Origin of the sequence: Kitasatospora sp. NPDC058032, from assembly GCF_042885845.1 — a bacterium.
Classification (GTDB): Bacteria; Actinomycetota; Actinomycetes; order Streptomycetales; family Streptomycetaceae; genus Kitasatospora.
In genome coordinates, this window is sequence record NZ_JBHVRK010000004.1 from 245,771 (window position 1) to 271,790 (window position 26,020).

The 26,020-nt window shown below is 72.9% G+C and carries 23 protein-coding genes and 1 pseudogene; 6 read left to right on the forward strand and 18 right to left on the reverse strand.

All coding sequences use genetic code 11. The features are described from left to right. Positions 1–190: 190 nt before the first annotated feature. The 10 genes and pseudogenes from ACFVUH_RS08940 to ACFVUH_RS08985 form a co-directional block, all read right to left on the reverse strand. Positions 191–799, reverse strand: coding sequence for a bacterial proteasome activator family protein (locus tag ACFVUH_RS08940; protein ID WP_387912088.1), 609 nt, complete (start codon positions 797–799; stop codon positions 191–193). Positions 800–957: 158 nt separating this feature from the next. Continuing rightward, complete coding sequence (locus tag ACFVUH_RS08945) at positions 958–1,707, reverse strand: hypothetical protein (protein WP_387912090.1); 750 nt, start codon at positions 1,705–1,707, stop codon at positions 958–960. Positions 1,708–2,012: 305 nt separating this feature from the next. Continuing rightward, a complete protein-coding gene (locus tag ACFVUH_RS08950; RefSeq protein ID WP_387912091.1) occupies positions 2,013–2,990 on the reverse strand; it encodes an NAD(P)H-quinone oxidoreductase in 978 nt (325 codons plus the stop codon). 51 nt (positions 2,991–3,041) lie between these two features. Continuing rightward, the gene (locus ACFVUH_RS08955) at positions 3,042–3,605 is read right to left on the reverse strand and encodes a YbaK/EbsC family protein (protein ID WP_387912093.1); all 564 of its coding nucleotides are present in this window, start codon (positions 3,603–3,605) and stop codon (positions 3,042–3,044) included. A 10-nt stretch (positions 3,606–3,615) separates the two neighbouring features. Beyond that, positions 3,616–4,686, reverse strand: coding sequence for a potassium channel family protein (locus ACFVUH_RS08960; protein ID WP_355362559.1), 1,071 nt, complete (start codon positions 4,684–4,686; stop codon positions 3,616–3,618). Next, a complete protein-coding gene (locus ACFVUH_RS08965; RefSeq protein WP_387912336.1) occupies positions 4,683–5,873 on the reverse strand; it encodes a molybdopterin molybdotransferase MoeA in 1,191 nt (396 codons plus the stop codon). The genes ACFVUH_RS08960 and ACFVUH_RS08965 overlap by 4 nt, the downstream gene beginning before the upstream one ends. A gap of 5 nt (positions 5,874–5,878) precedes the next feature. Further along, positions 5,879–6,166, reverse strand: a pseudogene (locus ACFVUH_RS08970) (DUF6457 domain-containing protein); the annotation flags it as partial. Positions 6,167–6,262: 96 nt separating this feature from the next. After that, positions 6,263–6,850: a molybdenum cofactor guanylyltransferase gene (locus ACFVUH_RS08975; RefSeq protein ID WP_387912095.1), complete on the reverse strand. Its 588-nt coding sequence runs from the start codon at positions 6,848–6,850 to the stop codon at positions 6,263–6,265. 22 nt (positions 6,851–6,872) lie between these two features. Next, a complete protein-coding gene (locus tag ACFVUH_RS08980; protein ID WP_387912097.1) occupies positions 6,873–7,883 on the reverse strand; it encodes an MBL fold metallo-hydrolase in 1,011 nt (336 codons plus the stop codon). A 223-nt stretch (positions 7,884–8,106) separates the two neighbouring features. Next, positions 8,107–8,868, reverse strand: a complete 762-nt coding sequence (locus ACFVUH_RS08985; protein WP_387912099.1) for a polyprenol monophosphomannose synthase — start codon at positions 8,866–8,868, stop codon at positions 8,107–8,109. 324 nt (positions 8,869–9,192) lie between these two features. On the opposite strand from ACFVUH_RS08985, the gene manA reads away from it, so the two are divergent. After that, positions 9,193–10,392 (forward strand): mannose-6-phosphate isomerase, class I, encoded by a 1,200-nt coding sequence (manA, locus tag ACFVUH_RS08990; RefSeq protein ID WP_355362553.1) that lies wholly within the window; start codon positions 9,193–9,195, stop codon positions 10,390–10,392. A gap of 25 nt (positions 10,393–10,417) precedes the next feature. Here manA and ACFVUH_RS08995 read toward each other — a convergent pair whose 3' ends face one another. After that, positions 10,418–11,845, reverse strand: a complete 1,428-nt coding sequence (locus ACFVUH_RS08995) for an acyltransferase family protein (RefSeq protein ID WP_387912102.1) — start codon at positions 11,843–11,845, stop codon at positions 10,418–10,420. A gap of 115 nt (positions 11,846–11,960) precedes the next feature. Continuing rightward, positions 11,961–13,433, reverse strand: coding sequence for a replicative DNA helicase (dnaB, locus tag ACFVUH_RS09000; RefSeq protein ID WP_387912337.1), 1,473 nt, complete (start codon positions 13,431–13,433; stop codon positions 11,961–11,963). A 591-nt stretch (positions 13,434–14,024) separates the two neighbouring features. Between dnaB and ACFVUH_RS09005 the strand changes: the two genes are divergently transcribed. Beyond that, positions 14,025–15,350: an MATE family efflux transporter gene (locus tag ACFVUH_RS09005; RefSeq protein ID WP_355362549.1), complete on the forward strand. Its 1,326-nt coding sequence runs from the start codon at positions 14,025–14,027 to the stop codon at positions 15,348–15,350. A gap of 102 nt (positions 15,351–15,452) precedes the next feature. Here the strand turns inward: ACFVUH_RS09005 and rplI are convergent, their stop codons facing one another. From rplI to rpsF, 4 genes are all read right to left on the reverse strand, one after another. Next, a complete protein-coding gene (rplI, locus tag ACFVUH_RS09010) occupies positions 15,453–15,899 on the reverse strand; it encodes a 50S ribosomal protein L9 (RefSeq protein ID WP_355362547.1) in 447 nt (148 codons plus the stop codon). A gap of 17 nt (positions 15,900–15,916) precedes the next feature. Next, on the reverse strand, positions 15,917–16,153 hold the full coding sequence (gene rpsR / locus ACFVUH_RS09015; protein WP_030304537.1) for a 30S ribosomal protein S18: 237 nt from the start codon (positions 16,151–16,153) through the stop codon (positions 15,917–15,919). Positions 16,154–16,231: 78 nt separating this feature from the next. Next, positions 16,232–16,834, reverse strand: a complete 603-nt coding sequence (locus ACFVUH_RS09020; protein ID WP_355362545.1) for a single-stranded DNA-binding protein — start codon at positions 16,832–16,834, stop codon at positions 16,232–16,234. Between the two features lie 96 nt (positions 16,835–16,930). Continuing rightward, positions 16,931–17,221: a 30S ribosomal protein S6 gene (gene rpsF / locus ACFVUH_RS09025; RefSeq protein ID WP_350570360.1), complete on the reverse strand. Its 291-nt coding sequence runs from the start codon at positions 17,219–17,221 to the stop codon at positions 16,931–16,933. 298 nt (positions 17,222–17,519) lie between these two features. Here rpsF and ACFVUH_RS09030 point away from each other — a divergent pair, with 298 nt between their 5' ends. From ACFVUH_RS09030 to ACFVUH_RS09040, 3 genes are all read left to right on the forward strand, one after another. Beyond that, on the forward strand, positions 17,520–17,819 hold the full coding sequence (locus ACFVUH_RS09030) for a hypothetical protein (RefSeq protein ID WP_030304540.1): 300 nt from the start codon (positions 17,520–17,522) through the stop codon (positions 17,817–17,819). Positions 17,820–18,041: 222 nt separating this feature from the next. Then, the gene (locus tag ACFVUH_RS09035) at positions 18,042–19,160 is read left to right on the forward strand and encodes a lipid II:glycine glycyltransferase FemX (protein WP_387912104.1); all 1,119 of its coding nucleotides are present in this window, start codon (positions 18,042–18,044) and stop codon (positions 19,158–19,160) included. A gap of 57 nt (positions 19,161–19,217) precedes the next feature. Then, entirely contained in the window at positions 19,218–20,252 is a 1,035-nt protein-coding gene (locus tag ACFVUH_RS09040) for an alanine racemase (RefSeq protein WP_355362541.1), read from the forward strand. 10 nt (positions 20,253–20,262) lie between these two features. Here the strand turns inward: ACFVUH_RS09040 and ACFVUH_RS09045 are convergent, their stop codons facing one another. Together ACFVUH_RS09045 and ACFVUH_RS09050 are read right to left on the reverse strand one after the other, a co-directional pair. Beyond that, the gene (locus ACFVUH_RS09045; protein ID WP_387912106.1) at positions 20,263–21,879 is read right to left on the reverse strand and encodes a glycosyltransferase family 87 protein; all 1,617 of its coding nucleotides are present in this window, start codon (positions 21,877–21,879) and stop codon (positions 20,263–20,265) included. A gap of 189 nt (positions 21,880–22,068) precedes the next feature. After that, the gene (locus tag ACFVUH_RS09050; protein WP_387912108.1) at positions 22,069–24,741 is read right to left on the reverse strand and encodes a transglycosylase domain-containing protein; all 2,673 of its coding nucleotides are present in this window, start codon (positions 24,739–24,741) and stop codon (positions 22,069–22,071) included. A 508-nt stretch (positions 24,742–25,249) separates the two neighbouring features. Between ACFVUH_RS09050 and ACFVUH_RS09055 the strand changes: the two genes are divergently transcribed. Beyond that, positions 25,250–25,948: a helix-turn-helix transcriptional regulator gene (locus ACFVUH_RS09055; RefSeq protein ID WP_355362535.1), complete on the forward strand. Its 699-nt coding sequence runs from the start codon at positions 25,250–25,252 to the stop codon at positions 25,946–25,948. The last annotated feature ends 72 nt before the right edge of the window (positions 25,949–26,020 follow it).

The following is a 26,020-nucleotide window of genomic DNA, read 5'->3' on the forward strand; positions in this document are numbered from 1 at the left end:
CGCGGCGCTCGCCCGGCCTGCGACAGGGGCCCAGGGTATCGGCTCACGACGACGCCGACCGGCCCAGGGCCGACACTGTGTCCAGGTCGCGACCGGGTACCGGCCGGTGGTGCGTCCGGCACCGGGACGCCGTGCGGCGCCCGGTGCCCCACGGCCCCCGACTCGGGGGCCGTGGCGGTACGGGTACGGCCTACAGGTACGGACCGGAGCGGATGCCGCGGCCCTCGCCCGGCTCGTCGCCCTCCGGCTCCCCGCCGTGCAGGCCCGGCGGCAGTGCCCGGCGCATCTGCTCCAGCTGCGCCCGGGCCGCCATCTGCTGGGCGAACAGCGCGGTCTGGATGCCGTGGAACAGCCCCTCCAGCCAGCCCACCAGCTGCGCCTGCGCGATCCGCAGCTCGGCCTCGGTCGGGATCGAGTCCTCGGTGAACGGCAGCGACAGCCGCTCCAGCTCGGCGACCAGCTCGGGGGCCAGGCCGAGCTCCAGCTCCTTGATCGAGCTGGCGTGGATGTCCTTCAGCCGGGCCCGGCTGGCCTCGTCGAGAGGAGCCGCCCGGACCTCCTCCAGCAGCTGCTTGATCATGCTGCCGATCCGCATGACCTTGGCGGGCTGCTCGACCATCTCGGTCACCGGCAGCTCACGCGGGCCGTCCCCCTCGTCACCGCCCGCCATGCCGATCGCCCCCTGGCCCACCGGCAGCCCGTCCGGTCCGACGATCAGCACCTTCTGGCCGTCCTGCGACTGCCCGCCCATGGCCTGGTGGAACTCGTGGGACGAGCGCTCGTTCATCGGATTCGTCATGAACCACATTCTCCCTCACTGGGATTGCCCGGGTGGAGGGCCCCGGCCACCCGGGAACGACGCTACGCCCCGGACGCGGGGGCCGGTATCCGTACGGATACTCAGTCCGCCCGGGTACCGGGGCGGGGCGCGCGGCGGGATGCGCGGCGGCGCGCGGGTCAGCCGCGCCGCAGCCGCAGGCCGATCAGGCCCAGTCCGCAGCCGATCAGGCCGAGGCCGGCGCCGAGCGGGAACTGCCGGGTGGAGGCGTCGTCCCAGCGGGTGGGCAGCACGACCGGTCCGGCCGCGACCGTCTGCGGCCCGGGAAGGCCGAGTGCCAGCGCCTCGCTCCCGGAGCCGTCGGCGGGCCCACCCGGGGCCGGGGCATCCGCGGCGGGGTCGGCCGCGGTGGGGTCGGCCGCGGTCGCCGCGGGCTGCTCCGGCAGCTGCTCGACGGGCTGGTCCGGACTCTGCTCGACGGCCTGCTCGGGCACCTGCTCGGGCACCTGCCCGGCCCGCTCGGGCGCCGATCCGGGGTGGTGCCGCTGCCGGCGCTGCTGCCATCCGGCCTGGGAGGTGCCGGAGCGCGGATGCCCGGTCCGCTGCCACCCGGGCGCACCGGCCGGCACGATCGCGGACGAGGACGAGGACGAGGACGCGGATGCGGCGGCCGTGCCGGCGGTGGCGGTGGCCGACGCGTCGGCGGCCTCGGGCACCGGGGCGACGGCGGAGGAGGGCTCGGCGGAGGGCTCCTCCGCGGGCTCCGCCTCGGACCCCGCCTCGGACCCCGCTCCGGGCTCAGCTCCGGGCTCCGCGGCGACGGCGGACGGCTCGGGCGTCACGGACGCCGCCGGGGACGGCCGGTCGCCCGGCAGGGCCACCGCCGCCGGGCCGACCGCCAGCGGCACGGCCAGACCGAGTACCGCCACCAGCAGCAGCCGCCGGGCCCGCCGCCCGGCACGGCGGGCACCCGGACGGACCCGGCCCCGGAGGCACCCGGGCGACCGGCGGGAGGGGGAGGACGGTGATGCTGCGGGCAGCGGCCCGAGGAACGCGGACGAAGGTGCGGGCACGGTCGAGGTCCTTCCGCGACGGCCGACCGCGCGGGGCGGGATCGGCGGCGGGACAGCTCCCGTCCAGACTCACACAGACCCGCATTCCGGGCATGTCGGACGGCCCGGAGCGGCGGAGCACGGATCCCCCGGACCCGCCACCCCGCCGGCCGGGCCCGGCCTCAGACCCGCAGCACCACCTTGCCGACCTGCGCACCGGCCTCCAGCACCCGGTGCGCCTCGGCGGCCTCCGTCAGCGGCAGCACCCGGTCGACCACCGGCTTCACCACCCCGGAGGCGACCAGCGGCCAGACGTGCTCGCGCACCGCCGCCACGATCGCCGACTTCTCGGCCAGCGGCCGCCCGCGCAGATTGGTCGCGATCACCGCGCCGCGCTTGCGCAGCAGGGTGTTGAGGTTCAGCTCGCCGTTCACCCCGCCCTGCAGCCCGATGATCACCAGCCGCCCGTTGACGGCCAGCGCGTCCACGTTCCGCTGCAGGTACTTGGCGCCCACGATGTCGAGGATCACGTCCGCCCCGGCGCCGCCGGTGGCCTCCCGGAGCACCTCGACGAAGTCCTGCGTGCGGTAGTCGATCAGCACGTCGGCGCCCAGCTCCGCGCAGCGGGCCAGCTTCTCCGGGCCGCCCGCCGTCACCGCCACCCGGGCGCCGACCGCCTTGGCCAGCTGGATCGCCATCGTCCCGATGCCGCTGGCGCCGCCGTGCACCAGCAGCGTCTCGCCCGGCCGCAGGTGCGCGGTGAGGAAGACGTTGGACCACACCGTGCAGACCACCTCCGGCAGCGCGGCGGCCTGCTCCGGGGTCAGCCCGGGCGGCACCGGCAGCAGTTGGCCGACCGGTACCGCGACCCGCTCCGCGTAGCCGCCGCCGACCAGCAGCGCGCAGACCTCGTCGCCGACCGCCCAGCCGGACACCCCGGGGCCCAGCGCGGTGATCCGGCCCGCGCACTCCAGGCCGGGGTGGCGCGGGCTGCCGGGCGGCGGGTCGTAGAAGCCCTGCCGCTGGAGCAGGTCGGCGCGGTTGACGGCGGTGGCGGCCACCTCGACCAGGACCTCGCCCTCCCCGGGCACCGGGTCCGGCACCTCCGCCCAGACCAGCGCCTCGGGCCCGCCGGGTTCAGGAATCGTCATCGCATGCATGGCCCGACGCTACTGCGCGCCGGCCGCCCCGCGGGCGGGCGACCCGCGCCGTCAGCCGGCCAGGTCGGGCAGCAGCACGGCGCCGGGCAGCGCGGCCAGCGCCGGTCCGGGCAGGATCAGCTTGCCGCGCCGCCGTCCGCTGCCGACCAGGACGAAGGGGCTGGCCGCCACCGCGGCGTCGACCAGCAGCGGCCTGCCGGCCGGCAGGCCGACCGCGGTGATGCCGCCGTACTCCATGCCGGTCGCCTCGACGGCGGTGTCCATCGGCGCGAACGAGGCCTTGCGCGCCTCCAGGTGCTTGCGGACCGTGCGGTTCACGTCGACCCGGGTGGTGGCCAGCGCCAGGCAGGCGGCCAGGGTGGTCTCCCCGCCGCGCTTGGCGGCGACCACCACGCAGTTGGCCGAGGCGTCGAGCGGCACGTCGTAGGTCTCGCAGAAGACCGCGGTGTCGGCCTTCTCCGGATCGGTCTCGACGTACAGCACCGACCGGGCGGCCTCCCGGTCGTCCCAGTCCGCCAGCGCCCCGGCCACCGGGGCGACCAGCCGGTCGGCCACCTCCAGCGCGGGGGCGAAGAAGTCGAAACTGCCGAACGGGAGCTGCGGTTGACCGGTCATGGCGGCAACCCTACGCGCCGTCCGCCGACTTGATGACGATCACCCGGTCGGTGATCTGCAGCGTCCGCGCCTCCGGCTCGGTGTAGTTGATCACCCGCCGGCCGCGCACCACCGCCACCACCAGGTCGTCGAGTTCGCGCGGGCTGTGCCCGGCCTCGGCCCGGGTGACCGGGCGCTCGACCACGTCCAGGCCGTTGCCGTAGGTGAGCAGGTCCTCCATCACCGCGCCCGCGTGCGGGCTGAGCATCGACATGCCGAGCAGCCGGCCCGCCGAACTGGAGCTGGTGACCACCACGTCGGCACCGCTCTGCCGCAGCAGCGGGGCGTTCTCGTCCTCCCGCACCGCCGCGACGATGGTCGCCGAGCGGGTCAGCTGGCGGGCGGTCAGGGTGATCAGCGCGGCGGTGTCGTCCCGTTCTGGGGCGACCACCACCCGGGCGGCGGTGGGCAGTCCGGCGCGCAGCAGGGTGTCGGTCCGGGTGGCGTCGCCGACCACGCCCACCAGGCCCTGCTGGGCGGCCTGGTCGACCACCCGGCGCTGCGGGTCGACCACCACGATCTCGTCCTTGCGCGCGCCCTGCCCGAGCAGGGTGTCGATGGCGCTGCGGCCCTTGGTGCCGAAGCCGATCACGACGGTGTGCTCGCGCACGGTGGACCTCCAGCGGTTCAACCGCCACTGCTGACGGGTACGTTCGGTGAGCACTTCGAGGGTGGTGCCGACCAGGATGATCAGGAAGAGCACCCGCAGCGGAGTGATCACGAAGATGTTGGTGAGCCGGGCGCTGTCGCTGAACGGGGTGATGTCGCCGTACCCGGTCGTGGAGAGCGTCACCGTGGCGTAGTACGCCGAGTCCAGGAAGCTCAGCCCGCCGCCGGCGTTGTCGTTGTAGCCCTCGCGGTCCAGCCAGACGATCAACGTGGTGGCCACCAGGACGCCCAGCGCCAGCAGCAGCCGGGAGCCGACCTGCCGCACCGCCGGGGCGGAGCGCCGGGCGGGCAGCACGATCCCGGAGTCGGCCCAGGGCTCGGTACCGGGAGTGGTCGGTCCGGCCAGCCGCTCGCGGACGCGTCGGACACTCATGGCACCTCCAGCAGTTCGATCTCGTCACCGGCCGCCGCTCCGCCCGGCGGCACCACCGCCAGCGCCTCGGCCCGGGCCAGGCCGCGGAGCATCGCCGGGCCGTCGTGGCGGAGTTGGACCACCCCGCGGGCGGTCCGGCGGACCGGCAGCAGCCGGGTGTCCACCGGGTGGCCGGGCAGCGGGTCGACGGCGGCGGCCAGCACCGGCTCGCCGATGCTCCGCCCGGCCAGCGCGCGCAGCAGCGGCAGGGCGAGCGTCACCGTGCCCGCGACCGCGGCCAGCGGATTGCCGGGCAGGCCCACCAGGTGCCGGCCGCCGGGGAGTTCGGCCAGCACCATCGGGTGGCCGGGGCGGACGGCGACCCCGTCCACCAGCAGCCGGGCGCCGCACTCGGCGAGCGCCCGGTGCAGGAAGTCCACCGGGCCGGCCGCCGTCCCGCCGGTGGTGACCACCACATCGGCGACGGAGTGCCGCAGGGCGTCCCGGAGCAGGCCGAAGTCGTCGCGGACGGCGCGCGGTTCACCGGTCTCGGCGCCGGCCGCGCGCAGCCACGGCGGCAGCAGCGGGCCGAGCGCGTCCCGGACCAGGCCGGGCCGGGGCAGACCGGAGCCGAGCAGTTCGTCGCCGAGCACCAGCAGTTCCACCACCGGGCGGCGGTGGACGGCCAGCCGGTCGTGGCCGCAGGCGGCGGCCAGGCCGAGCACCGCCGGGCCGGCCTCGGTCCCGGCCGGCAGCAGCACCTCGCCGCGCTGGCACTCCTGGCCGCGCGGCCGCACGTCCTGGCCGGTGGTCAGCGCACCGGGGGTCCGCTCGGACAGCAGCATCCCGTCCGGCTCACCGTGCTCACGGCGGAGCACGGCGGTGGCACCGGGCGGCAGTTGGGCGCCGGTGGCGATCTCCACGGCGGCGCCGTCGGCCAGCGGACCGTCGGCGGGGCGCCCGGCGAGCAGCCGGCCGGACACCTTCCAGGGGCCGGGGCCGGCGACCGCCCAGCCGTCCATCGCCGAGGTGTCGAAGGCCGGCAGGTCGCTGAGCGCGATCAGCGGCTCGGCCAGGGTGCGGCCGAGCACGCCGTCCAGCGGCAGGCTCAGCGACGGCAGCACGGGGCGGCCGGCCCGGCGGGCGGTCTCCCGGGCCGCCGCCCAGCCGGCCGGGCGGGCCGGGGCGAAGGCGGTGCGCTCCTCCATCACGCTCACGGCTGTCCCGGGTCGTCCGTCCGGGCCGCCGCCCAGCGCTCGGCGAGCGCCTCGGTGCGCCGGGACGCCTCGGCGACCGCCTCCGGGCCGCCGCCGCGACGCGCGGCCGCGTAGCCGATCAGAAAGGCGGTCAGCGGGGCCGCGGGCCGGTCCACCCCGTGCGCGACCACCCGGGCCAGGTCGAGCAGGCCGCGGACGTCGACCTCCAGGTCGACGTCCAGCTCGGCACGGACCTCGGCGATCCAGTCATCCAGCGTGCGCTCCATGCGAACATGCTGCCCGATCGGTGGTGCACCCGGGATGTTTGTCCGGTGAGCGGCGCGCGTCGTTTCGCTCACGTCCGGGCCCCGGCCCCGTGAGCCGGCCGGTCCGGACCGGGATCAGCCCGGGCCGCCGCCGCGTTCGCGGGCCTGCTCCAGGTCCTCCCAGGTGTCGCAGTCGTAGGTGACGTCGTCGGTGTCGGCCAGCCGCAGGGTGGGCAGGGCGCCGGTCAGCCGGCGCAGCGGGAGCCCGGCGGGGTCGCCGGCGGCGGCCAGCGCGGCGCGCAGGGCGGCGGTGCGGTAGGCGGCGGCGAGCGGCTGGTCACGGCCGCCGGCGTCGACCAGCACGGCCGCCGCGGTGTCCGGCCCGGCCCCGTCGAGGGCGGCGACCAGCCGGTGGACGGTGCGCCGGTCGAGGAACGGCAGGTCGGCGGCGAACAGCAGCACCAGATCGGCGCTCACCTCGGCGAGACCGGCCGCGACGGCGGCCACCGGCCCGCCGCCGGGCGGGCGCTCGCGGGTCCAGCGGACCCCGGGCCGGGCGGTGGGCCGGACCGGGCCGACCACCACGGTGGTCCGGGCCTCCGCGCAGGCGGCGAGCACCCGGTCCAGCAGGGTGGTCCCACCGACGGTCAGACCGGGCTTGTCCGCCCCGCCCAGCCGCCGGGCGGCGCCACCGGCCGGGACGATCACGTCGTAGGGCGTCATGCCGCCAGTATCCGCCGGACGCTCAGGCGGTGGACCCGCCGTCCTCGGGCTCCCGCTCGGCGGGCGCTCCGGTGTCCGGTCCGGCCCCGGTCCCGGTGTCCGGTCCGGCCTCCGCCTCGGGCTCGCCCTCGACCTCGGGCTCGGCCGCGGCGCCGGTCCCGGCGGCAGCCGTGTTGGCGGCGGCGCTCAGCTCCAGCACGACCGGCAGGGTCAGCTCCCCGTACCGCCGGTTCACCGCCGCGACCAGCGCCTCCGGGTCGTCCGGGTGCTCGGCCAGCAGCCGGTCGAAATCCTGCAGGTACTCCCCGGTGAAGGCCAGCACCCGGGCCGCGTCGTCGCCCTGTTCCGGCGCCCGGTGCCCGGCGATCACCCGGTCCACGCCCAGCTCGGCGATCCGGCCCAGGTTGCGGACCCAGTCGGCGCGCTGCTCCGGCGTGGTGTCGGCGGTCCAGACGTGGGTGCCGTTGTACACGAAGTCGCCGGCCACCACGGTGCGGACGCTCGGCACGTGCACCACCGTGGAACCGTCGCAGTCGGCCTGTCCGAGCAGCAGCACCGGGATCACCTGCCGGTCGATCATCAGCGGCTGGGGCAGCAGCGGGGCCGGGACCAGCGGATGGTCCGGGATGTCGTCGCCGAACACCGGCTTCCACTGGGCGACCTTCGCCGCGGCGGTGCGCAGGATGCCGTCGACCACCGGCGGCGCGGCCAGCAGCTGCGCCTCGGGGAAGAGCCGCAGCACCTCCTCGGCGCCGAAGTAGTGGTCGGGGTGCTGGTGGGTGATCACGATGGCGAGCAGCCGCCGGCCCTTGCCCGCCACCCACTCGGCCAGCTCGCGACCGGCGCTGCGGGTGAGCTGGGCGTCGACCAGGATCGCCGTGTGCTCGCCGAGGATCAGGGTGGAGGTGGCGAAGAAGGCCGACTCGGGGCCGGTGAAGACCTCGACCTCCAGCGGCCGGACCGGCGCCCCGGCGGCGGGCGCCCCGTCGACCGGGTCCGCGCCGGCGTTCTCCTCGGACGGGGACGACGTCACTGGCTGCTCCCTCTGCTTCGGCGGTCCCGGTCCCGTTCCGGCTCGGTGTCGGTGGTGCGCACGGCCGTGACGGCGGGAGCCGCCCGGCCGGGGACCGTACCGGGCGGCCGGACCTCGCGCCCTACAGCATGGGAGCACGGCGCACGGAAAACGCGGAAGGCGCGCCCGGCGGGGGCGCGCCTTCCCGGTCGCGTGTCGGGGCGGTGACTCTTCGCCGCGGTGGTCAGCCCTGGCGGCCGGTGAGCTTGGCGACGCGGTCGGCGACGCCCCAGGAGGTGACCCGCCAGAGCGCCTCGACCACGATCTGCCGGCTCATCTTGGACGCGCCCAGCTCCCGCTCGACGAAGGTGATCGGCACCTCGGCGACCTTGAAGCCGGCCTTCACCGTGCGCCAGGCCAGGTCGACCTGGAAGCAGTAGCCGGCCGAGGCGACCTGGTCCATGCCCAGGCCGAGCAGGGTCTCCTTGCGGAACGCCCGGTAGCCGCCGGTGACGTCCCGGATCGGCACGCCCAGCATCAGCCGCGAGTAGGTCGAGCCGCCGCGCGAGAGCAGCAGCCGGGACTTCGGCCAGTTCACCACCCGGCCGCCGGGGACCCAGCGCGAACCCAGCACCAGGTCGGCGCCGCGCAGCGCGGTGAGCAGCCGGTCCAGCTCCTCGGGCCGGTGGGAGCCGTCGGCGTCCATCTCCACGAGCACGTCGTAGCCCTCGTCGATGCCCCAGCGGAACCCGGCCAGGTAGGCGGCGCCCAGCCCCTCCTTGCCCCGGCGGTGCATGACGTGCACCTGGGGGTCCTCGGCGGCCAGCTTGTCGGCCAGCTCACCGGTGCCGTCGGGGCTGTTGTCGTCGGCGACGAGGACGTGCACCTCGGGCACCGCGGCACGCACCCGGCCGACGATGAGCTCGACGTTCTCCGCCTCGTTGTAGGTGGGGATGATCACCAGCACCCGGCCGAGATCGGCGAAGCCCTGCTGGTTGACGGTCACGTACTAACCTCTCGGCCGGTGGCGGGACGTGCCGGTCACCATTGCCCGCACTCATCGGAAGACACAGTCCCGGCCGACACCCCGCCGGCCCGGACGACACCGTGGAAAACACTGGGTCCTGGCATCCTACTACCGCGTCCTCGGGCCGACCTTCCTCCTGAGGCACTCCCGACCGGCGCCCGCCGTTTCACCGGCGGAGGTGCAGGTCGGCTAGGGTCGATGCCCGGCCTTTGCCCGGATGCCCGAACCCGTCCGCCCCCGCCCGCAGCCGCCTGACGGCGGCGAGGCCCACCAGCCACTGCAGCAAGGAGCAGGACCGCGCCCATGGACAAGCTCGTCAACACCGTCCGCCCGTACGCCTGGGGTTCGGTCACCGCGCTCCCCGAGCTGCTCGGGCAGGAGCCGACCGGCGAACCGCAGGCCGAGCTGTGGATGGGCGCCCACCCCGGCGACCCGTCGCGGGCGGACCGGGGCGAGGGGCCGCGCCGACTCGACGAGTTGATCGCCGCCGACCCTCGGGGCGAGCTGGGCGCCGCCTCGGTCGCCCGGTTCGGGCCCACCCTGCCGTTCCTGCTCAAGATCCTCGCCCCGGGCATCCCGATCTCCATCCAGGCCCACCCCTCGCTCGACCAGGCCCGCGCCGGGTACGCCGCCGAGAACGCCCTGGGGATCCCGCTGGACGCCCCGCACCGCAACTACCGGGACGCCAACCACAAGCCCGAACTCATCTGCGCGCTCGGCGACTTCGAAGGCCTCTGCGGCTTCCGCCGGCCCGCCGACGCGGCCGCGCTGCTGGCCGGCCTCGGGGTGCCCGCGCTGGCGCCGGTGATCGCCCTGCTGGGCGCCGAGGACGAGTCCGAGGCGCTCAGCACCGCGCTGGCCGCCGTGCTCACCCTGTCCGGGCCCGAGGCCGCGGAGGCGGTCCGGGACACCGCCGAGGCGCTCGGCAAGGCCGCCGCCGAGGACCCGCAGGGCCCGTACGCGCCGTACACCCGGATCGCCCGGGACTTCCCCGGGGACGTCGGGCTGATCGCCGGACTGCTGCTCAACCACGTCCTGCTGCGCGCCGGTCAGGCGCTCTACCTGGGCGCCGGCGTCCCGCACGCGTACCTGCACGGCCTGTGCGTGGAGCTCCAGGCCAACTCCGACAACGTGCTGCGGGCCGGGCTCACCCCCAAGCACATCGACGTTCCGGAGCTGCTCCGGGTGGTCGAGTTCGCCGCCTGCTCGCCGGAGCCGCTGCTGCCGGTCACCGTCGACGGGACGCCCGGCGAGGAGCTGTACCCCGTGCCGATCGACGAGTTCCGGCTCTCCCGCTTCGTGCTGGACGGCCGGGAGCGGACGGTCGGCGGCGACGCCCCGCAGATCCTGCTCTGCACCGCCGGCGCCGCCCGGCTGACCGCGGCGGACGGCGCCGTCCTGGAGCTGGCCCGGGGCGAGTCCGCCTTCCTCCCGGCCGACGGCACCGCCACCCGGCTCGACGGCGCCGGCGCCACCGTCTTCCGCGCGACCGTCACCCTCTGACCCCGGCCGCACGCGGCGGCGCCGGTCAGTCCGTCTTCGCCGGGCCCCCGGCGCCGGCGGTGCCCGCGCCCACCAGGGCCGGCTCCGCCGTTCCTACGGCCGGCACCGGGACCGCGGCCACCGCCGCGGGGGCCTCCAGGGACTGCGGGGGCCACCGCCGGTTCATCGCCTTCGTCAGCTTGCGGCCGAGGTTCTGGAAGGGCATCTCCACCAGCCGGTACACCACCCAGCAGACCACCAGCAGCACCGCCAGGTACATGGCCACCCACGCCCACCGCTCGGCGAACGGCAGCTCCTGCAGCTTGGCCCAGTAGTACTTGGGGTCCCAGCCGAACCGCCACAGCAGGAACCTCTTCACCGGCCAGTGCAGCAGGTAGAGCGAGAAGCTCACCGCGCCCAGCCAGACCATCGCGCGCGGCATCCGCCGCTTGCGCAGCAGGAAGAAGAGGCCGAACGACGCCCACGCCCCCAGGTAGGCGTAGGTCCACGCCTGCCAGGTGAAGGTCGAGGTCGCGTCGGCCATCGGGCCCCGGTTGAACATCCACCCCACCAGGGCGCCCGCCGCCGCCACGAAGCCGATGGCCAGCCAGGCCTCGATGCGCTCGATCTGCCCGTGCTGCGCCCGGTAGATCACCGTGCCCGCGAACATCGTCGCGAGGATGGTGAAGGTCTCGAACGCGGGCACCCGGCCGTTGGTGCACACCAGGTACAGGCTGAGCCCGCCCAGCAGCAGACCGCCGGTCCGGGCCAGGGACGCGTTGCCGCTGAGCATGCAGAGCACGCCCATGACCACGACGGCCAGGGCGGCGGTCACGAGGTTGTAGACCTCCTGGTTGCTGTTCTGCAGGCTGTGCGACGGGATCCAGACGCCCATCACCAGCGCGACCGCCCCCGCCCCGACCGCGATCGGCGTGCTGCGCCGGTGCCAGCCGAACGCGAAGAGGCTGCTGACGAGGAAGTAGAAGAGCATCTCGTACGTGAGCGTCCAGCTCACGCCGAAACCGTTCCACACGCCCAGCATGTCCGTCAGCATCAGGCCGTTGCCCACCAGCCAGAGCTTGTCGTGGTGGTAGCTGTCGAAGGTCAGGACCTGGTAGGCGGGCGGCAGGATGAACTCGGACAGCAGCATCGCCACGATCAGCGCCGGGTAGATCCGGAAGATCCGGCCGATCCAGAACGCCCGGACGTCACCACGGCGCTCCAGCGAGGCCGGGATGATGTAGCCGCTGACGATGAAGAACACGATGACCCCGTAGAAGCCGAGGTCGAAGTGGCCGGCGATCTCGCCGCCGAACGGGACGATCCTCAGGATCTCGAAGTGATGGGCCGCGACGGCCAGCGCCGCGATGCCGCGCAGCGCGTCCAGCCAGCCGAGCCGGTTCGACGAGGGGGGTGCGGATCCGGCGCCGGTTGCTCCGGTGGCCTCTCGCCGAGAGCGGGATATGAGTGTCATCACGCGCCGGAGGCTAGTCCATGTCCGGGGCGGGCTCCGCACCACCCCTTCGTGAACGGTCTTTGCGGGAGTTCCGCACCGCCTCCGGACCGGGCGCCGTCCCCTGCACCGGAGGTCAGTCGCGGGTCATGTCGACGAAGCGGGAGTAGTGGCCCTGGAAGGCCACGGTGATGGTGGCGGTCGGGCCGTTTCGGTGCTTGGCGACGATGAGGTCGGCCTCGCCCGCGCGCGGGGACTCCTTCTCGTAGGCGTCCTCGCGGTGCAGCAGGATGACCATGTCGGCGTCCTGCTCGATGGAGCCGGACTCACGCAGGTCGGAGACCATCGGACGCTTGTCGGTGCGCTGTTCGGGACCACGGTTCAGCTGGGAGAGCGCGATCACCGGCACCTCCAGCTCCTTGGCCAGCAGCTTCAGGTTTCGCGACATGTCGGAGACCTCCTGCTGGCGGTTCTCGGCCCGGCGGGAGCCGCCGGACTGCATCAGCTGGAGGTAGTCGATGACGACCAGCTTGATGTCGTTGCGCTGCTTGAGCCGGCGGCACTTGGCGCGGATCTCCATCATCGACAGGTTCGGGGAGTCGTCGATGAACAGCGGGGCCTCGCTGACGTCCGGCATCCGCCGGGCCACCCTGGTCCAGTCGTCGTCCGTCATGGAGCCGGAGCGCATGTGGTGCAGCGCCACCCGGGCCTCGGCGGAGAGCAGGCGCATGGCGATCTCGTTGCGGCCCATTTCGAGCGAGAAGATCACGCTCGGCAGCTTGTTGTGGATCGAGCAGGCCCGGGCGAAGTCCAGCGCCAGGGTGGACTTGCCCATCGCGGGGCGGGCCGCGATGACGATCATCTGGCCGGGGTGCAGCCCGTTGGTGAGCGCGTCGAAGTCGGCGAAGCCGGTCGGGACGCCGGACATCTGGCCGTTGCGGGAGCCGATCGACTCGATCTCGTCGAGGGCGCCCTCCATGATGTCGGCGAGCGGGGCGTAGTCCTCGTTGGTGCGCTGCTCGGTGACGGCGTAGATCTCGGCCTGCGCCGCGTTGACGATCTCGTCGACGTCGCCCTCGGCCGCGTAGCCCATGCCGGCGATCCGGGTGCCGGCCTCGACCAGCCGGCGCAGCACCGCGCGCTCGTGCACGATCTGCGCGTAGTACTCGGCGTTGGCGGCGGTCGGGACGGAGTTGACCAGGGTGTGCAGGTAGCCCGGTCCGCCGACCCGCTGGAGCTCGCCGCGCTTGGTCAGCTCGCCGGCCACGGTGATCGGGTCGGCCGGCTCGCCGCGCGCGTACAGGTCGAGGATCGCGCCGTGGATCAGCTCGTGCGCGGGCCGGTAGTAGTCGGCCGGCTTGAGCACCTCGACCACGTCGGCGATGGCGTCCTTGGAGAGCAGCATGCCGCCGAGGACGGACTGCTCGGCCGCGAGGTCCTGCGGGGGGACGCGCTCGAAGCCGTCCAGGCCGCCCTCGCCGCGCTCGTCCTCGCCGCCCTGGCGCCGCTTGCCGCCGTCGCGCTGGAAACCGCCGGACCCGCCCTTGCCGCCCTTCTGGAAGCCGCCGCCCTGGCCCTGGCCCTGGCCGCGGCCGCGCGAGACCGGCAGGCGGTCGCCGGGGCCGTCCGGGAAGGGGGCGTCGGCGAAGGCGCCGACCGGGAAGGGGTCGTCGGCGCCCTGCCAGTCGTCCTCCGGCGGCGGGGCGTCGTGGTCGTCGTACTGGGGGCCGGTCACGCGTGTTCCCCGTTCAGCGAGTGGTGCGAGTTGGAGCGGGCCTTGCCGGTGGCTGGGATGGTGCGGAACCCGACTCCGCGCCACCGCATTTTCTACGCCACCGCACCGACAAATCGGACGCCGGGGCGGGTGGGAGTGTCGGACGGACGGCCCACGCTAAGGCGCCGGACGGCCTTCAGCCAAGGCGGTTATCCACAGGGGGTGTGGACGAGTGGCCGATGACTGTGGAGAAGTGCCGCAAACCTGTGGACGCCCCTGTGGAAAGCCCTGTGGATAACCAGACGATCGATCCACCGTCAACCCGCTGACCTGCGATTCCCCCGTCCCGGGCCTGTGCATGAGAAATTCTTCACACACAGCCGGGTGGCGGTGGACACACATCCGGACGACCCGGTCGCTCGCTCGTGCGAGTAAGTGTCCTGATGGCGTTTTGTCACTTACCTGTGGATGAGTAGCCTGGTTCCCATGACCCTCACCACCGACCGCCGCCGGCACGACCGCGAGATCCTCGCCCTCGCCGTCCCCGCCTTCGGCGCCCTGGTCGCCGAGCCGCTGTTCCTGATGGCCGACTCGGCGATCGTCGGCCACCTCGGCACCGCGCAGCTGGCCGGCGTCGGCGTCGCCTCGGCCGCGCTCACCACCGCCACCGGGGTGTTCGTCTTCCTCGCCTACGCCACCACCGCGGCGGTCGCCCGCCGGATCGGCGCCGGGGACCGCCGGGCCGCCGTCCAGCAGGGCATCGACGGCATCTGGCTGGCGCTGGCCCTCTCCGTCGGAGTGGTCGCGCTGACCCTGCTGCTGGCCCCGCAGCTGGCGGACGCGCTCGGCGCCTCGCCGACGGCCGCCCCGTACGCCGTGACGTACCTGCGGATCAGCGCGCTCGGCATCCCGGCGGTCCTGATGGTGATGGCCGCCACCGGCGTGCTGCGCGGCCTCCAGGACACCCGGACGCCGCTGTACGTGGCCGTCGCCGGCTTCGCCGCCAACCTCGGGCTGAACGCCGCCCTGGTGTACGGCGCCGGACTCGGGGTGGCCGGTTCGGCCTGGGGCACGGTCGTCGCCCAGACCGGCATGGCCGCCGTCTACGTCTTCGTGGTGGTCCGCGGCGCCCGCCGGGAGCGGGCCTCGCTGCGGCCGGACCCGGCCGGGATACGGGCGAGCGCCCGGGCCGGCGGCCCGCTGATGGTCCGCACCCTGAGCCTGCGCGCCGTCCTGATGATCGCCACCGCGGTGGCCGCCGGCCTCGGCGACGACGAGATCGCCGCGCACCAGATCGCCATGACGGTCTTCCTGTTCATCGCCTTCGCGCTGGACGCCATCGCGATCGCCGGCCAGGCGATCATCGGCCGCCACCTGGGCGCCGGGGACGTCCCGGGCACCAGGGCCGCCACCCGGCGGATGATCGAGTGGGGCATCGGCTCCGGCGTGCTGCTGGGCCTGCTGGTGGTGCTCGCCCGGCCGCTGTACGTCCCGCTGTTCACCCCCGACCCGGCGGTGCAGCACCAGCTGAACACCGTCCTGCTGCTGCTCGCGCTCTGCCAGCCGGTCTCCGGCCTGGTCTACGTCCTGGACGGCGTCCTGATGGGCGCCGGGGACGGCCCGTTCCTGGCCCGGGCGATGCTCGCCACGCTGGCGGTCTTCGCGCCCGCCGCGCTCGCCGTACCGGCCAGCGGCACCGGGCTCGCCGGGCTCTGGTGGGCGATGAACCTCTTCATGCTGGTCCGCGGCGGCTTCCTGGCCTGGCGGGCCCGCGGCGGCCGGTGGCTGGTCACCGGCGCGGTGCGGAGCTGAGCGGCCCCGCTCGGCGAACGACCGAGGGCCGGTCCCCCGCGAAGGGGGACCGGCCCTCGGGCCACTGCTGCGGAGCTGACGCTACCGAGGCGTGGTCGTGGCTCAGGCGGCGACGACGGCGATGTCCAGGTTGGCCTGGACGTCCGAGTGCAGCTTGACCGAGACCTTGTGGGTGCCCACGGTCTTGATCGGCGAGGCGATCGCGACGGCGCGCTTGTCGACCGACGGGCCGCCGGCGGCCTTGATGGCCTCGACGACGTCGGCCTGGGTCACCGAGCCGAACAGACGGCCGGCCTCGCCGGAACGAACGGCCAGCTTGACCTGAACGCCCTCCAGCTTGCCCTTGACCTCGTTGGCGGCCTCGAGGGTCTGGATCTCGTGGATCTTGCGGGCGCGACGGATGGCGTCGACGTCCTTCTGACCGCCCTTGGTCCAGCGGATGGCGTAGCCACGCGGAACCAGGTAGTTGCGGGCGTAGCCGTCCTTGACCTCGACGACCTCGCCGGCCGAGCCCAGGCCCGGCACCTCGTGGGTGAGGATGATCTTCATTGTTCGGTCACCCTCTCTTAGCGCGCGGTGCTGGTGTAGGGCAGCAGCGCCATCTCACGGCTGTTCTTCACGGCCGTGGCGACGTCACGCTGGTGCTGGGTGCAGTTGCCGGTGACCCGGCGGGCACGGATCTTGCCGCGGTCGGAGATGAACTTCCGCAGCAGGTTCGTGTCCTTGTAGTCAACGTAGTTGACCTTGTCCTTGCAGAAGACGCAAACCTTCTTCTTCGGCTTGCGAGCAGGCGGCTTCGCCATTGTGTGCTCCATTGGGGTTCACGGCCGCGCGGGCGTCTCGCGACGCCCGCGGCCAGGCCGCACGAAATCTGTCAGCTCTTAGAACGGGGGCTCTTCCGAGAAGCCGCCACCGGACGGGGCGCCCCAGCTGCCGCCACCCTGGTTGCCACCAGAGGGAGCGCTGGACGCCCAGGGGTCGTCGGAGGGGCCGGACTGGCCGCCGGAGTTGCCACCCCAGCCGCCGCCCTGCTGGCCGCCACCGCCGCCGCCCCAGCCGCCGCCCTGGCCGCCGCCCTGCTGGCCGCCGCCGAAGCCGCCGCCCTGGGGGCCGCCGGACCGGTTGGCCCGGGTGACCTTCGCGGTCGCCGAGCGCAGGCTCGGACCGACCTCGTCGACCTCGACCTCGAAGACCGTCCGCTTCTCGCCTTCCTTGGTCTCGTAAGACCGCTGGCGCAGCCGGCCCTGCACGATGACGCGCATGCCGCGCTGGAGCGACTCGGCCACGTTCTCCGCCGGCTGCCGCCAGACGTTGCACGTGAGGAAGAGGCTCTCGCCGTCCTTCCACTCGTTCGTCTGACGGTCGAAGGTGCGGGGGGTGGACGCGATGCGGAACTTCGCGACCGCCGCACCCGACGGGGTGAAGCGCAGCTCGGGGTCGTCGACGAGATTGCCGACGAGGGTGATGACGGTCTCGCCTGCCATGGTGGTGATGACCTCTCGGGAAGATGTCCGTTCACCGCTGTTTCACGTGAAACAGCGGTCGCGAGCTACCCGAGACCCGAAGGCCTCAGAGGTGGCTCAGTGGGTGTCCGGGCGCAGGACCTTGGTCCGCAGAACCGACTCGCTCAGGCCCAGCTGGCGGTCGAGCTCCTTGACGACCTCAGGCGTGGCCTGCAGGTCGATGACCGAGTAGATGCCCTCGGACTGCTTGTTGATCTCGTAGGCCAGACGGCGGCGACCCCAGGTGTCGATCTTCTCGACCTTGCCACCCGCGTTGCGGACGACAGCCATGAAGCTCTCGATCAGGGGGGAAACGGCGCGCTCCTCGACCGAGGGGTCGAGGATCACCATCACCTCGTAGTGACGCATGAGTAACCCACCTCCTTTGGACTCAGCGGCCACGGTCTCTCCGTGGCAGGAGGGTTGTGCAGCGTCGGCACCGGAGCAGTGACGACACGGCCACCGTAGCGGCCGGGTCGGACAGCCCGTCCCCGTTCACTCGGAAGAGGGCAGAGGAGGGCACAACTACACCAGTGCAGACGACACACCCTACCCGCACCCGGACGGACGAACAAAACGCATAGGGGTTGTGAGACCCGTCCAACCGCCGCAATCTGGACGGAACGGGTTTCCCGCCCGTTCGTCTCCACGCCAGGAGGTGGGACTCATGGCCCAGACCGTCCACCGCATGCCCGCCCTCACCCTGAACACCGACGGACACCCGCACCCGCGGGAGAACACCCTGGTCGGCCTCACCGCCGTCCTGGGCGCGATCGCCTTCATCACGTCGTTCTTCCACAACCTGCACCTGCTGACCTCGTGGACCGGCCTGTTCGGGATCGTCACCGGCCTGCTGGGGATGTACGTCTCCGTCACCACGGCCGAGCGCTTCGTCCTGATGATCACGCTCGGCGCCTCGGCGATCGGCTTCTACCTCGGCATCGCACGCGGCGGTCTGTGGGGTTAGGGCCTGTCTCTCGGATCCTTGCCTGATCCGACAAAATCCGAGAGACAGGCCCTGGCCCCACCACCCCGAGGAACCCCTGGCGCCCCCGTGGCGTACTTGTCTTCAGGCGGACGGGTACGCGGCGGGGGCGCCGCCGTGCCCGAAGCCGACGGGACCCCGGACGATAGGGTCACCCCGAGAAGACGGGGCCCACCGCAGCCCGACCGACGAGGAGCACCGAGCATGAGCCTGCGCCTGAGGACGATCACCCGCGAGGAGCACCTCGCCTTCATCAGGAGCCGCGCCTCGGCGAGCCACATGCAGGTGCCGTCCTGGGGCGACGTGAAGGCCGAGTGGCGCTCCGAGTCGATCGGCTGGTTCGACGGGACCAACCAGCTCGTCGGCGCCGGCCTGGTGCTCTACCGGCAGCTGCCCAAGCTCAAGCGCTACCTCGCCTACCTGCCCGAGGGCCCGGTGATCGACTGGTTCGACCGCGACCTCGACCGCTGGCTGCAGCCGATGCTGGCGCACCTGAAGTCCCAGGGCGCCTTCTCGGTGAAGATGGGCCCGCCGGTGGTCATCCGCCGCTGGAACGCCCCGACCATCAAGGAGGCCATCGCCGCCAAGCAGGCCAAGCGCCTGCGCGACATCGAGGCCGACTGGTACGAGCCGCGCGCCTTCGAGGTCGCCGACCGGCTGCGCAAGGCCGGCTGGCTGCAGGGCGAGGACGGCGGCGCCGGCTTCGGCGACGTCCAGCCGCGCTACGTCTTCCAGGTGCCGCTGGCCAACCGCTCGCTGGACGACATCCAGAAGGGCTTCAACCAGCTCTGGCGCCGCAACATCAAGAAGGCCGAGAAGAGCGGCGTCGAGGTGGTCCAGGGCGGCTACGACGAGCTGCCGATCTTCCACCAGCTCTACCTGGTGACCGCCGAGCGCGACAAGTTCACCCCGCGCCCGCTGGCCTACTTCCAGCGCATGTGGAAGGCCCTCGTCGCCGAGGACCCCAACCGGATGCGGCTGTACATCGCCTACCACGAGGGCGAGCCGCTGGCCGCGACCACGATGCTGGTCGTCGGCGAGCACGTCTGGTACTCCTACGGCGCCTCGGCCAACCACAAGCGCGAGGTCAAGCCGTCGAACGCGATCCAGTGGCGGATGATGCGCGACTCCTACGCCCTCGGCGGCGGGGTGTACGACCTGCGCGGCATCTCCGACACCCTGGACGAGAACGACCACCTGTTCGGCCTGATCCAGTTCAAGGTCGGCACCGGCGGCCAGGCCGCCGAGTACCTCGGCGAGTGGGACTTCCCGCTCAACAAACTGCTGCACAAGGCCCTCGACCTCTACATGTCGCGCCGCTGAGCAGCGCTCGCCGAGCCACCGAGCAGCCGTGCCCAACACCCTCTGGGAGATGACCCGATGACGCTGTCGCTCTACCTCGACACCGAACGCTGGCGTACCCACCAGCGCTCCGTGCTGGCCGAGTTCCCCGGTCTGGTGCCGGTGGCGAAGGGCAACGGCTACGGCTTGGGCAACCACCGGCTGGCCGAGGAGGCGACCCTCCTCGGCACCGGCGTGCTGGCGGTCGGCACCGCCTACGAGGCCGCCGACGCGGCCGACTGGTACGGCGGTGAGCTGCTGGTGCTCACCCCCTACCGGGTGGGCGAGGAGGCGCTGCCGCTGCCGCACGCCCGGGTGATCCGGACGGTGGCGAGCGTGGACGGGCTGCGGGCGCTGCACGGCGCCCGGGTGGTGGTGGAGTGCATGACCACCATGCGCCGGCACGGCGTCTCGGCGGCCGACCTCACCACGGTCGCCGCCGAGCTGGAGGGCGTCCACTTCGAGGGCCTGGCGCTGCACCTGCCGATGGACCGGCCGGACGGCTCCAGCCCGGTCGACGAGGTCGCGTACTGGGTGGAGACCGCCCGGGCCGCCGGCGTCCCGGTGCACACCGTGTTCGTCAGCCACCTCGGCGCGGCGGGCATGGAGCAGCTGGCCCAGCGCTTCCCGGACACCGTCTTCCGGGCCCGGATCGGCACCCGGCTCTGGCTGGGCGACCACGGCGCGCTGGAGGTCCGGGCGACGGTGCTGGACGTCACCCCGGTCCAGAAGGGCGACCGCTACGGCTACCGCCAGCACCCGGCGCCCTCCGACGGCCACCTGCTGGTGGTCGCCGGCGGCACCGCGCACGGCATCGGCCTGGAGGCGCCCAAGTACGTGCAGGGCATGTCCTCCCGGGCCAAGGGCATCGCCCGGGCCGGCCTGGCGACAGTCAACAAGACGAAGTCGCCGTACCACTGGGCCGGCAAGCAGCTCTGGTTCGCCGAGCCGCCGCACATGCAGGTCTCGCTGCTCTTCCTGGACAACGAGGCCAAGCCGCCGGCGGTCGGCGACGAGCTCGGCCTGCAGGTGCGGCACACCACCACGCACTTCGACCGCGTGGTGGACCGCTGAGTCCGGCCGGTCAGTCCTTCGCGGCCGGTTCCGCGGCGGGCGGCTCCGTCGCCGCGGCCGGTTCCGCGCCGACCGCTTCCGTGCCGGGCCGCTCCACAGCGGCCGGTTCCGCGGCGGCCGGCTCGTCGAGCCACGCCTCGGGGCCGGCCGGCGCGTACCCGGCGTAGCTCTCCTCCTCGCGCAGCCGGCGGGCGGTGCCGAGCACGAAGACGTCCGGCGCCCCGTCGAGCACCCCGCCGGACGGGTCGTCACTGCCGTCCCAGCGCACCGGGTCGCGGTCCGGCAGCAGGATGTCCCGGACCACCATGCCGACCAGGTAGAGCGTGCCGAGCAGGTGCAGCACGATCGCGAAGTGGTACCAGGACTCGCCGATGCCGTGCTGCTTGGACCCGGTGACGAAGCCCAGGTGGGACCAGATGCCCAGGGTGTAGAGCACCTCGCAGGCCTGCCAGATCAGGATGTCCCGCCAGCGCGGCCGGGCCAGCACCGCGAGCGGCAGCAGCCAGAGCACGTACTGCGGCGAGTAGACCTTGTTGAACACCACGAAGGCGGCCACCACCAGGAAGGCCAGCTGGACCACCCGCGGCCGGCGGGGCGCCGCGAGGCCGAGCCACGCTATCCCCGCGCAGCTCAGCAGCATCAGGATGGCGATGAAGGTGTCGAGGTTCGCCAGCCCCACGCCCCGGTTCTGCATGAGGATCAGCCACAGCGAGCCGTAGTCCTCGGTGCGGTGCTTGCTGAAGACGTAGAAGGTCGACCAGCCCTGCCAGTTGGCCATCATGATCGGCAGGTTGACCAGCAGCCAGGTCCCGACGGCGCCGCCGAGCAGTGCCCGCAGGTCGCGGGTGCGGCCGGCCCGCCAGCAGAGCACCACCAGCGGGCCGAGCAGCAGCACCGGGTAGAGCTTGGCCGCGGTGGCCAGTCCGATGAACACCCCGGCCCAGACCGGCCGCGAGCCGGACCACCAGGCCAGCGCGACGGCGGCCAGCGCGACGGCCAGCAGGTCCCAGTTGACGGTGGCGTTGAGCAGCAGGGTCGGCGCCAGGGCGAACATCAGCGCGTCCCAGGGGCGGCGCCGGTGGGTGCGGGAGAGCGCGACCACGGCGACCACCGCGCAGGCCATCAGCAGACCGGCGTTGATCGTCCAGAACCACCGCTCCTGGTCGTGCAGGGACCCGCCGCCGGGCGTCAGCCAGGCCGCGATCTGCATGAACAGGCCGGTCAGCACCGGGTACTCCAGGAACTGGAGGTCACCGCTGGTGCCCGGGATCCGGTCCACGTACGGGTGCAGGCCGGCCGCGAAGCCGCGCCCGGAGAACAGGTGCGGGATGTCGCTGTAGCAGGCGTGCACGTACTGCGGCGAGCCGGGCTGGAACCAGGCGGCGTCGTAGCAGGGCAGCTTCTGCGCCATGCCCAGCACCGAGACCACGATCACCACCAGCGCCAGGAAGCGCGCCGGGACCCACCAGGAGACGCCGAGCAGCGCGCGCCGTCCGGGCGGGCCGCCGATCACCTCGCTGCCGGCCGCCGCGACCGGATCCTCGTCCGCCGGCACCACCACGGTGTTGGCCTGCGGACCGACCGGCGGCGCGGCCGGGGCCTCTTCGTCACGAACGCTGGACGTCATGGCGGACATCCTGCCGCACCCCGCCCGCCCGTACGAGGATGCCCCTGCCCCTTTTCCGCGGGCGGGCGGCGGTGACCGGGCCACCGGCCGCCGGGGTACCGGCACGAATCGCTCCCAATGCGGCGAAACGGCGGTGGGAGGCTCCGGAGAGCCTCCCACCGCCGTTTCCGGTCACCGTCCGACGGCGTCCTACTGTGCCGCCGCGTTGCCGTTGGGGGGTGCCGTGGCCGATCCGCTGGGCCTGGGCGGCCTGGTGGTCGGACCGCCGGTCGCCCCGCCGGCGCCGCCCGGGTCGGTGGTCGGCGGCGTGGTCGGCGAGGAGCAGCCGATGACGGGCAGGCAGCTCGGCGACGGGTTGGTGCCGCCCGTGCCACCGGTACCGCCGGTGCCCGCACCACCGGTGCCACCGTTGGTTCCGCCGGTACCTCCGGTGCCGCCACCGGTGCCGCCACCGGTCCCGGTGCCGCCGCCGGTGCCCCCGGCTCCGCCGGTGGTGCCGCCACCGTTGGTACCGCCGTTGTTGCCACCGCCGCCCGGGTTCGGGTTGGTCTTGGTCGGCACCGGCTGGGTGGGCACGGTGCCGGGGCAGTCCACACCGGGGACGCAGACCGGCTCCTGGGTGGCCGGCGGCTGGACCGGCTGGCCGGCGTTCGGGTCCGTCGGGGCGGTGGGCCCGGTCTCGGTCGTGGTCGGCGTCGGCATGGCGCTGGCGGTGCTGGGCGCACCCGAGGAGTCGACCTGCGAGCCGACCGGCTGCGGGGTCGGGAAGTCCAGCTTCTTCTCGTTGGCCAGCGCGGCCTTCATGTACCGGGTGAAGACGTCCGCCGGGACGTCACCACCGTGCACCGAGTCCTTGCCGCCGGTGCCGTTCAGCGAGAGCCGCCCGGGGTGGGCCGCGTCCTCGCGCCACATCGCCACGCTGGTGGTCAGCTGCGGGGTGTAGCCGACCCACCAGGCCGACTTGTTCTCGTCGGTGGTACCGGTCTTGCCGGCCACCGGTCGGCCCAGGGTGTTGGTCTTCTTACCGGTACCGTTCTTCGCCACGTTCACCAGCACGTCGGTGACGTTGTCGGCGACGGCCGGCTCCAGCGCCTGCTTGGTCTCGTGCTTGCCGAAGCCGGGCCGCTCCTTGCCGTCCATCAGCACCTTGGTGACCGAGTACGGGTCGGCCTGCTTTCCGCTGGCGGCGAAGGTCGCGTAGGCGTCGGCCATCCGGATCGGGCTGATGGTGGAGACGCCGAGCGGGAAGGTCGTGGTCTTCGACTCCTTCTCGATGTTCTCCTTGCGGATGCCCATCGCCTCGGCGATCTGCATGACGTTCTGGCCGCCGACGTCCTGGTTCAGCTGGACGAAGGGAACGTTGTAGGAGTACTGCATGGCCATCCGCAGCGAGACGTAGCCGCGCCGGCCCTTCTCCTCGTTCTTCTGGTGGTAGGGCTTGCCGTCGTCCCCCATCACCAGCGAGCCGTCCGGCTTGCGGATCTCCGACATGTCGTCGGAGAGGTAGCGGCTGTCGGCGTTGATCCGCTTCGGCTTGCCCTTGTCGTCGGTCGCGGTCATCACGCCGGTCTGCATGGCGGTGGCCAGCACGAACGGCTTGAAGGTCGAGCCGACCTGGACGCCCTGGGCGTCGGCGTTGTTGTCGTGGTGGCCGTTCTCCACGCCGTCACCGCCGTAGAGGGCCACGATCGCACCGTCGTTGGGGACGATGCTGGCCGCGCCGAACTGGACGAAGTTGTCGTTGTCCGGGCGCTTCTGCGGGTTGAGGGTCTCGCCCTTGACCTCGTCGACGGCCTTCTTCAGGGCGTCGACCTTGTCCTTCTGGAAGGTCGTGTAGATCTTGAAGCCGCCCTTGTCGATCGCCCGCTGGTCGATCGACGTGTCCTTGGCCATGACGTACTTGTTGGCGGTCTCGACCAGGTAGCTGATCTGGCCGTTCATGTTGGCCGGCGGGACCTGCTTGATCGGCTCGGGGAAGGTGGTGCACTTCGCCCGTTCCTCGGCGGTGGCGTTCTTGGTCTCCACCATCCGGTCGAGGATCCACGCCCACCGCTCCTGCGCGCGGTCGTGGTTGCCCTTGATGGTCGGGTCGTAGAACGACGCGCCCTTGAGCAGGCCGGCCAGCATGGCGCTCTGGCACAGGTCCAGGTCCTTGGCGTTGACGCCGTAGTACGCCTGGGCGGCGGCCTGGGCGCCGGTCGCGCCGCGGCCGAACCAGCTGGTGTTCAGGTAGCCCTTGAGGATCTCGTTCTTCTCGAACTCCTGATTGACCTTCAGGGTGATGAAGAACTCCTTCAGCTTGCGGGAGAGCGTCTGCTCCTGCGTCAGGTAGGCGTTCTTCACGTACTGCTGGGTGATCGTCGAGGCGCCCTGGGTCTGTCCGCCCTTGGCCATGTTGATCACGGCGCGCATCATGCCCTTGGGGTCGATGCCGCTGTCGGTGCGGAAGGTCGCGTTCTCCGCCGAGATGACCGCGTTCTGCAGGTTGGGCGAGATGTCGGCGAGTTCGACGATCTGCCGGTTGGTCTCGCCCTTGCGGACCATCTCGGTGCCGTCGGCCCAGAAGTAGATGTTGTTCTGGTCGTCCACCAGGGCGTTGAGCTTGGGGATCTCGGTCGTCTGGTAGACGTAGAAGACCCCGCCCACGCAGGCCCCGACGAAGAGCAGGACGCCGCTCAGCCACTGCCGCCAGGACGGCAGCCAGCGGCGGAAGCCCTGCTTGCCGAAGCGCGGGTAGTCGATGAACCGCTTCTTGCCGGGATCTCCGCCCCGTCCGGCCGCGGCCGCGGCAGCGCCGCCGGCCTCCGCGCCGCCGCGCCGGCCGCCCTTCTGAGCCGCCTTGCGCATCTCGGCGCGGGTCATCCGGGGCTGCTGGGCGGTGTCCCGCCCGCCCTGGGGTCTGCGCCGGCCGAGGCCCTCCGAACCGAGCTCGTCGGGCCCGGCGCCCGCCGCTCGCCCGTTGTCTCCGCCCGGGGGACGACCGTCGCCACCTGGCGACCTGCGCCGTCGTTCGCTCATGTTCCAGCTACTCCTCGCCAGGCCGGTCGAGCCTGAAGGCAGGGTCCACGTCCGATGCCCGCAACCGACCTAACCCCGGAGGTGGTCCTCGTGCACACGCGACAGCGTACGCAGCCTGGAATCCGAACCAATCGGGCATCAATCGCCAATAGCCGCAAAACGGCAGCAGATCATTACACGCCCGTTGCCAAGCACACCCGCGCGTCGCCTTGTGATCACATTCACGCGCGTCCCCCTTGCCGGTTCGGAGGGCCAGGTTTACTGTTCTCGATATATCGAGCCGATACATCGGAGCGACATACCGCCGAGCCAGGCGGGTCGCGGACCGGCCGGGGAAGGGAGGACGACAGCAGTGGGCAGGCGCTCAGGAGTGCTGGAGTTCGCCGTTCTCGGACTGCTCCACGACGCTCCGATGCACGGGTACGAGCTGCGCAAGCGGCTCAACGTCCTGCTCGGCTCGTTCCGCGCGTTCTCCTACGGGACGCTCTATCCCTGTCTGAAGAGCCTGGTGGCCCAGGGTTTCCTGGCCGAGGACAACCCGGACGTCGAGTACGTTCCGGCCACCGCGCTCAACGGCAAGCGGTCCAAGATCGTCTACCGGCTCTCCGCCGAGGGCAAGCAGCGGTTCGAGGAACTGCTCGCCGACTCCGGCCCCGACGCCTGGGAGGACGAGCACTTCGGCGTGCACTTCGCCTTCTTCGGCCAGACCGACCGGGCCGTGCGGATGCGCGTGCTGGAGGGCCGCCGCAGCCGGCTGGAGGAGCGCCTGGAGCGGATGCGCAACTCGCTCGCCCGCGCCCGCGAGCGGTTCGACGACTACACCGTCGAACTGCAGCGGCACGGACTGGAGTCGGTGGAACGCGAGGTCCGCTGGCTCAACGAGCTGATCGAGACCGAGCGGGCCAACCGCACCGGCCGCACCGGCCCGTCGGCCGGCACGACCGGCCCCTCAGTACCCAGGACTTCGGACGGCCGAGGCGAGGAGGACGGGTCCGTGGACCCGCCCGGGCCACCGTACGACCGCCCGGGGCGCTCCGACCAGGAGCGCTGACACCGCGCCAGCCCTGTGCCGCGCGGCAGGAGCGGGCGCGTCACGCGCCCGTCAGCAGTCATCGAAGAAGCA

Coding starts and splice junctions, on each gene's coding strand:
- rpsF (WP_350570360.1), bottom strand. CDS start 17,221: ATGCGTCACTACGAGGTGATGGTGATCCTCGACCCCTCGGTCGAGGAG.
- ACFVUH_RS09050 (WP_387912108.1), bottom strand. CDS start 24,741: ATGACCCGCGCCGAGATGCGCAAGGCGGCTCAGAAGGGCGGCCGGCGC.
- ACFVUH_RS08965 (WP_387912336.1), bottom strand. CDS start 5,873: ATGGAGGAGCGCACCGCCTTCGCCCCGGCCCGCCCGGCCGGCTGGGCG.
- ACFVUH_RS09040 (WP_355362541.1), top strand. CDS start 19,218: ATGACGCTGTCGCTCTACCTCGACACCGAACGCTGGCGTACCCACCAG.
- ACFVUH_RS08950 (WP_387912091.1), bottom strand. CDS start 2,990: ATGCATGCGATGACGATTCCTGAACCCGGCGGGCCCGAGGCGCTGGTC.
- rpsR (WP_030304537.1), bottom strand. CDS start 16,153: ATGGCGAAGCCGCCTGCTCGCAAGCCGAAGAAGAAGGTTTGCGTCTTC.
- ACFVUH_RS08940 (WP_387912088.1), bottom strand. CDS start 799: ATGACGAATCCGATGAACGAGCGCTCGTCCCACGAGTTCCACCAGGCC.
- ACFVUH_RS09035 (WP_387912104.1), top strand. CDS start 18,042: ATGAGCCTGCGCCTGAGGACGATCACCCGCGAGGAGCACCTCGCCTTC.
- ACFVUH_RS09045 (WP_387912106.1), bottom strand. CDS start 21,879: ATGACGTCCAGCGTTCGTGACGAAGAGGCCCCGGCCGCGCCGCCGGTC.
- ACFVUH_RS08975 (WP_387912095.1), bottom strand. CDS start 6,850: ATGACGCCCTACGACGTGATCGTCCCGGCCGGTGGCGCCGCCCGGCGG.
- ACFVUH_RS09030 (WP_030304540.1), top strand. CDS start 17,520: ATGGCCCAGACCGTCCACCGCATGCCCGCCCTCACCCTGAACACCGAC.
- rplI (WP_355362547.1), bottom strand. CDS start 15,899: ATGAAGATCATCCTCACCCACGAGGTGCCGGGCCTGGGCTCGGCCGGC.
- ACFVUH_RS08995 (WP_387912102.1), bottom strand. CDS start 11,845: ATGACACTCATATCCCGCTCTCGGCGAGAGGCCACCGGAGCAACCGGC.
- ACFVUH_RS08955 (WP_387912093.1), bottom strand. CDS start 3,605: ATGACCGGTCAACCGCAGCTCCCGTTCGGCAGTTTCGACTTCTTCGCC.
- ACFVUH_RS09020 (WP_355362545.1), bottom strand. CDS start 16,834: ATGGCAGGCGAGACCGTCATCACCCTCGTCGGCAATCTCGTCGACGAC.
- ACFVUH_RS08960 (WP_355362559.1), bottom strand. CDS start 4,686: ATGAGTGTCCGACGCGTCCGCGAGCGGCTGGCCGGACCGACCACTCCC.
- ACFVUH_RS09005 (WP_355362549.1), top strand. CDS start 14,025: ATGACCCTCACCACCGACCGCCGCCGGCACGACCGCGAGATCCTCGCC.
- manA (WP_355362553.1), top strand. CDS start 9,193: ATGGACAAGCTCGTCAACACCGTCCGCCCGTACGCCTGGGGTTCGGTC.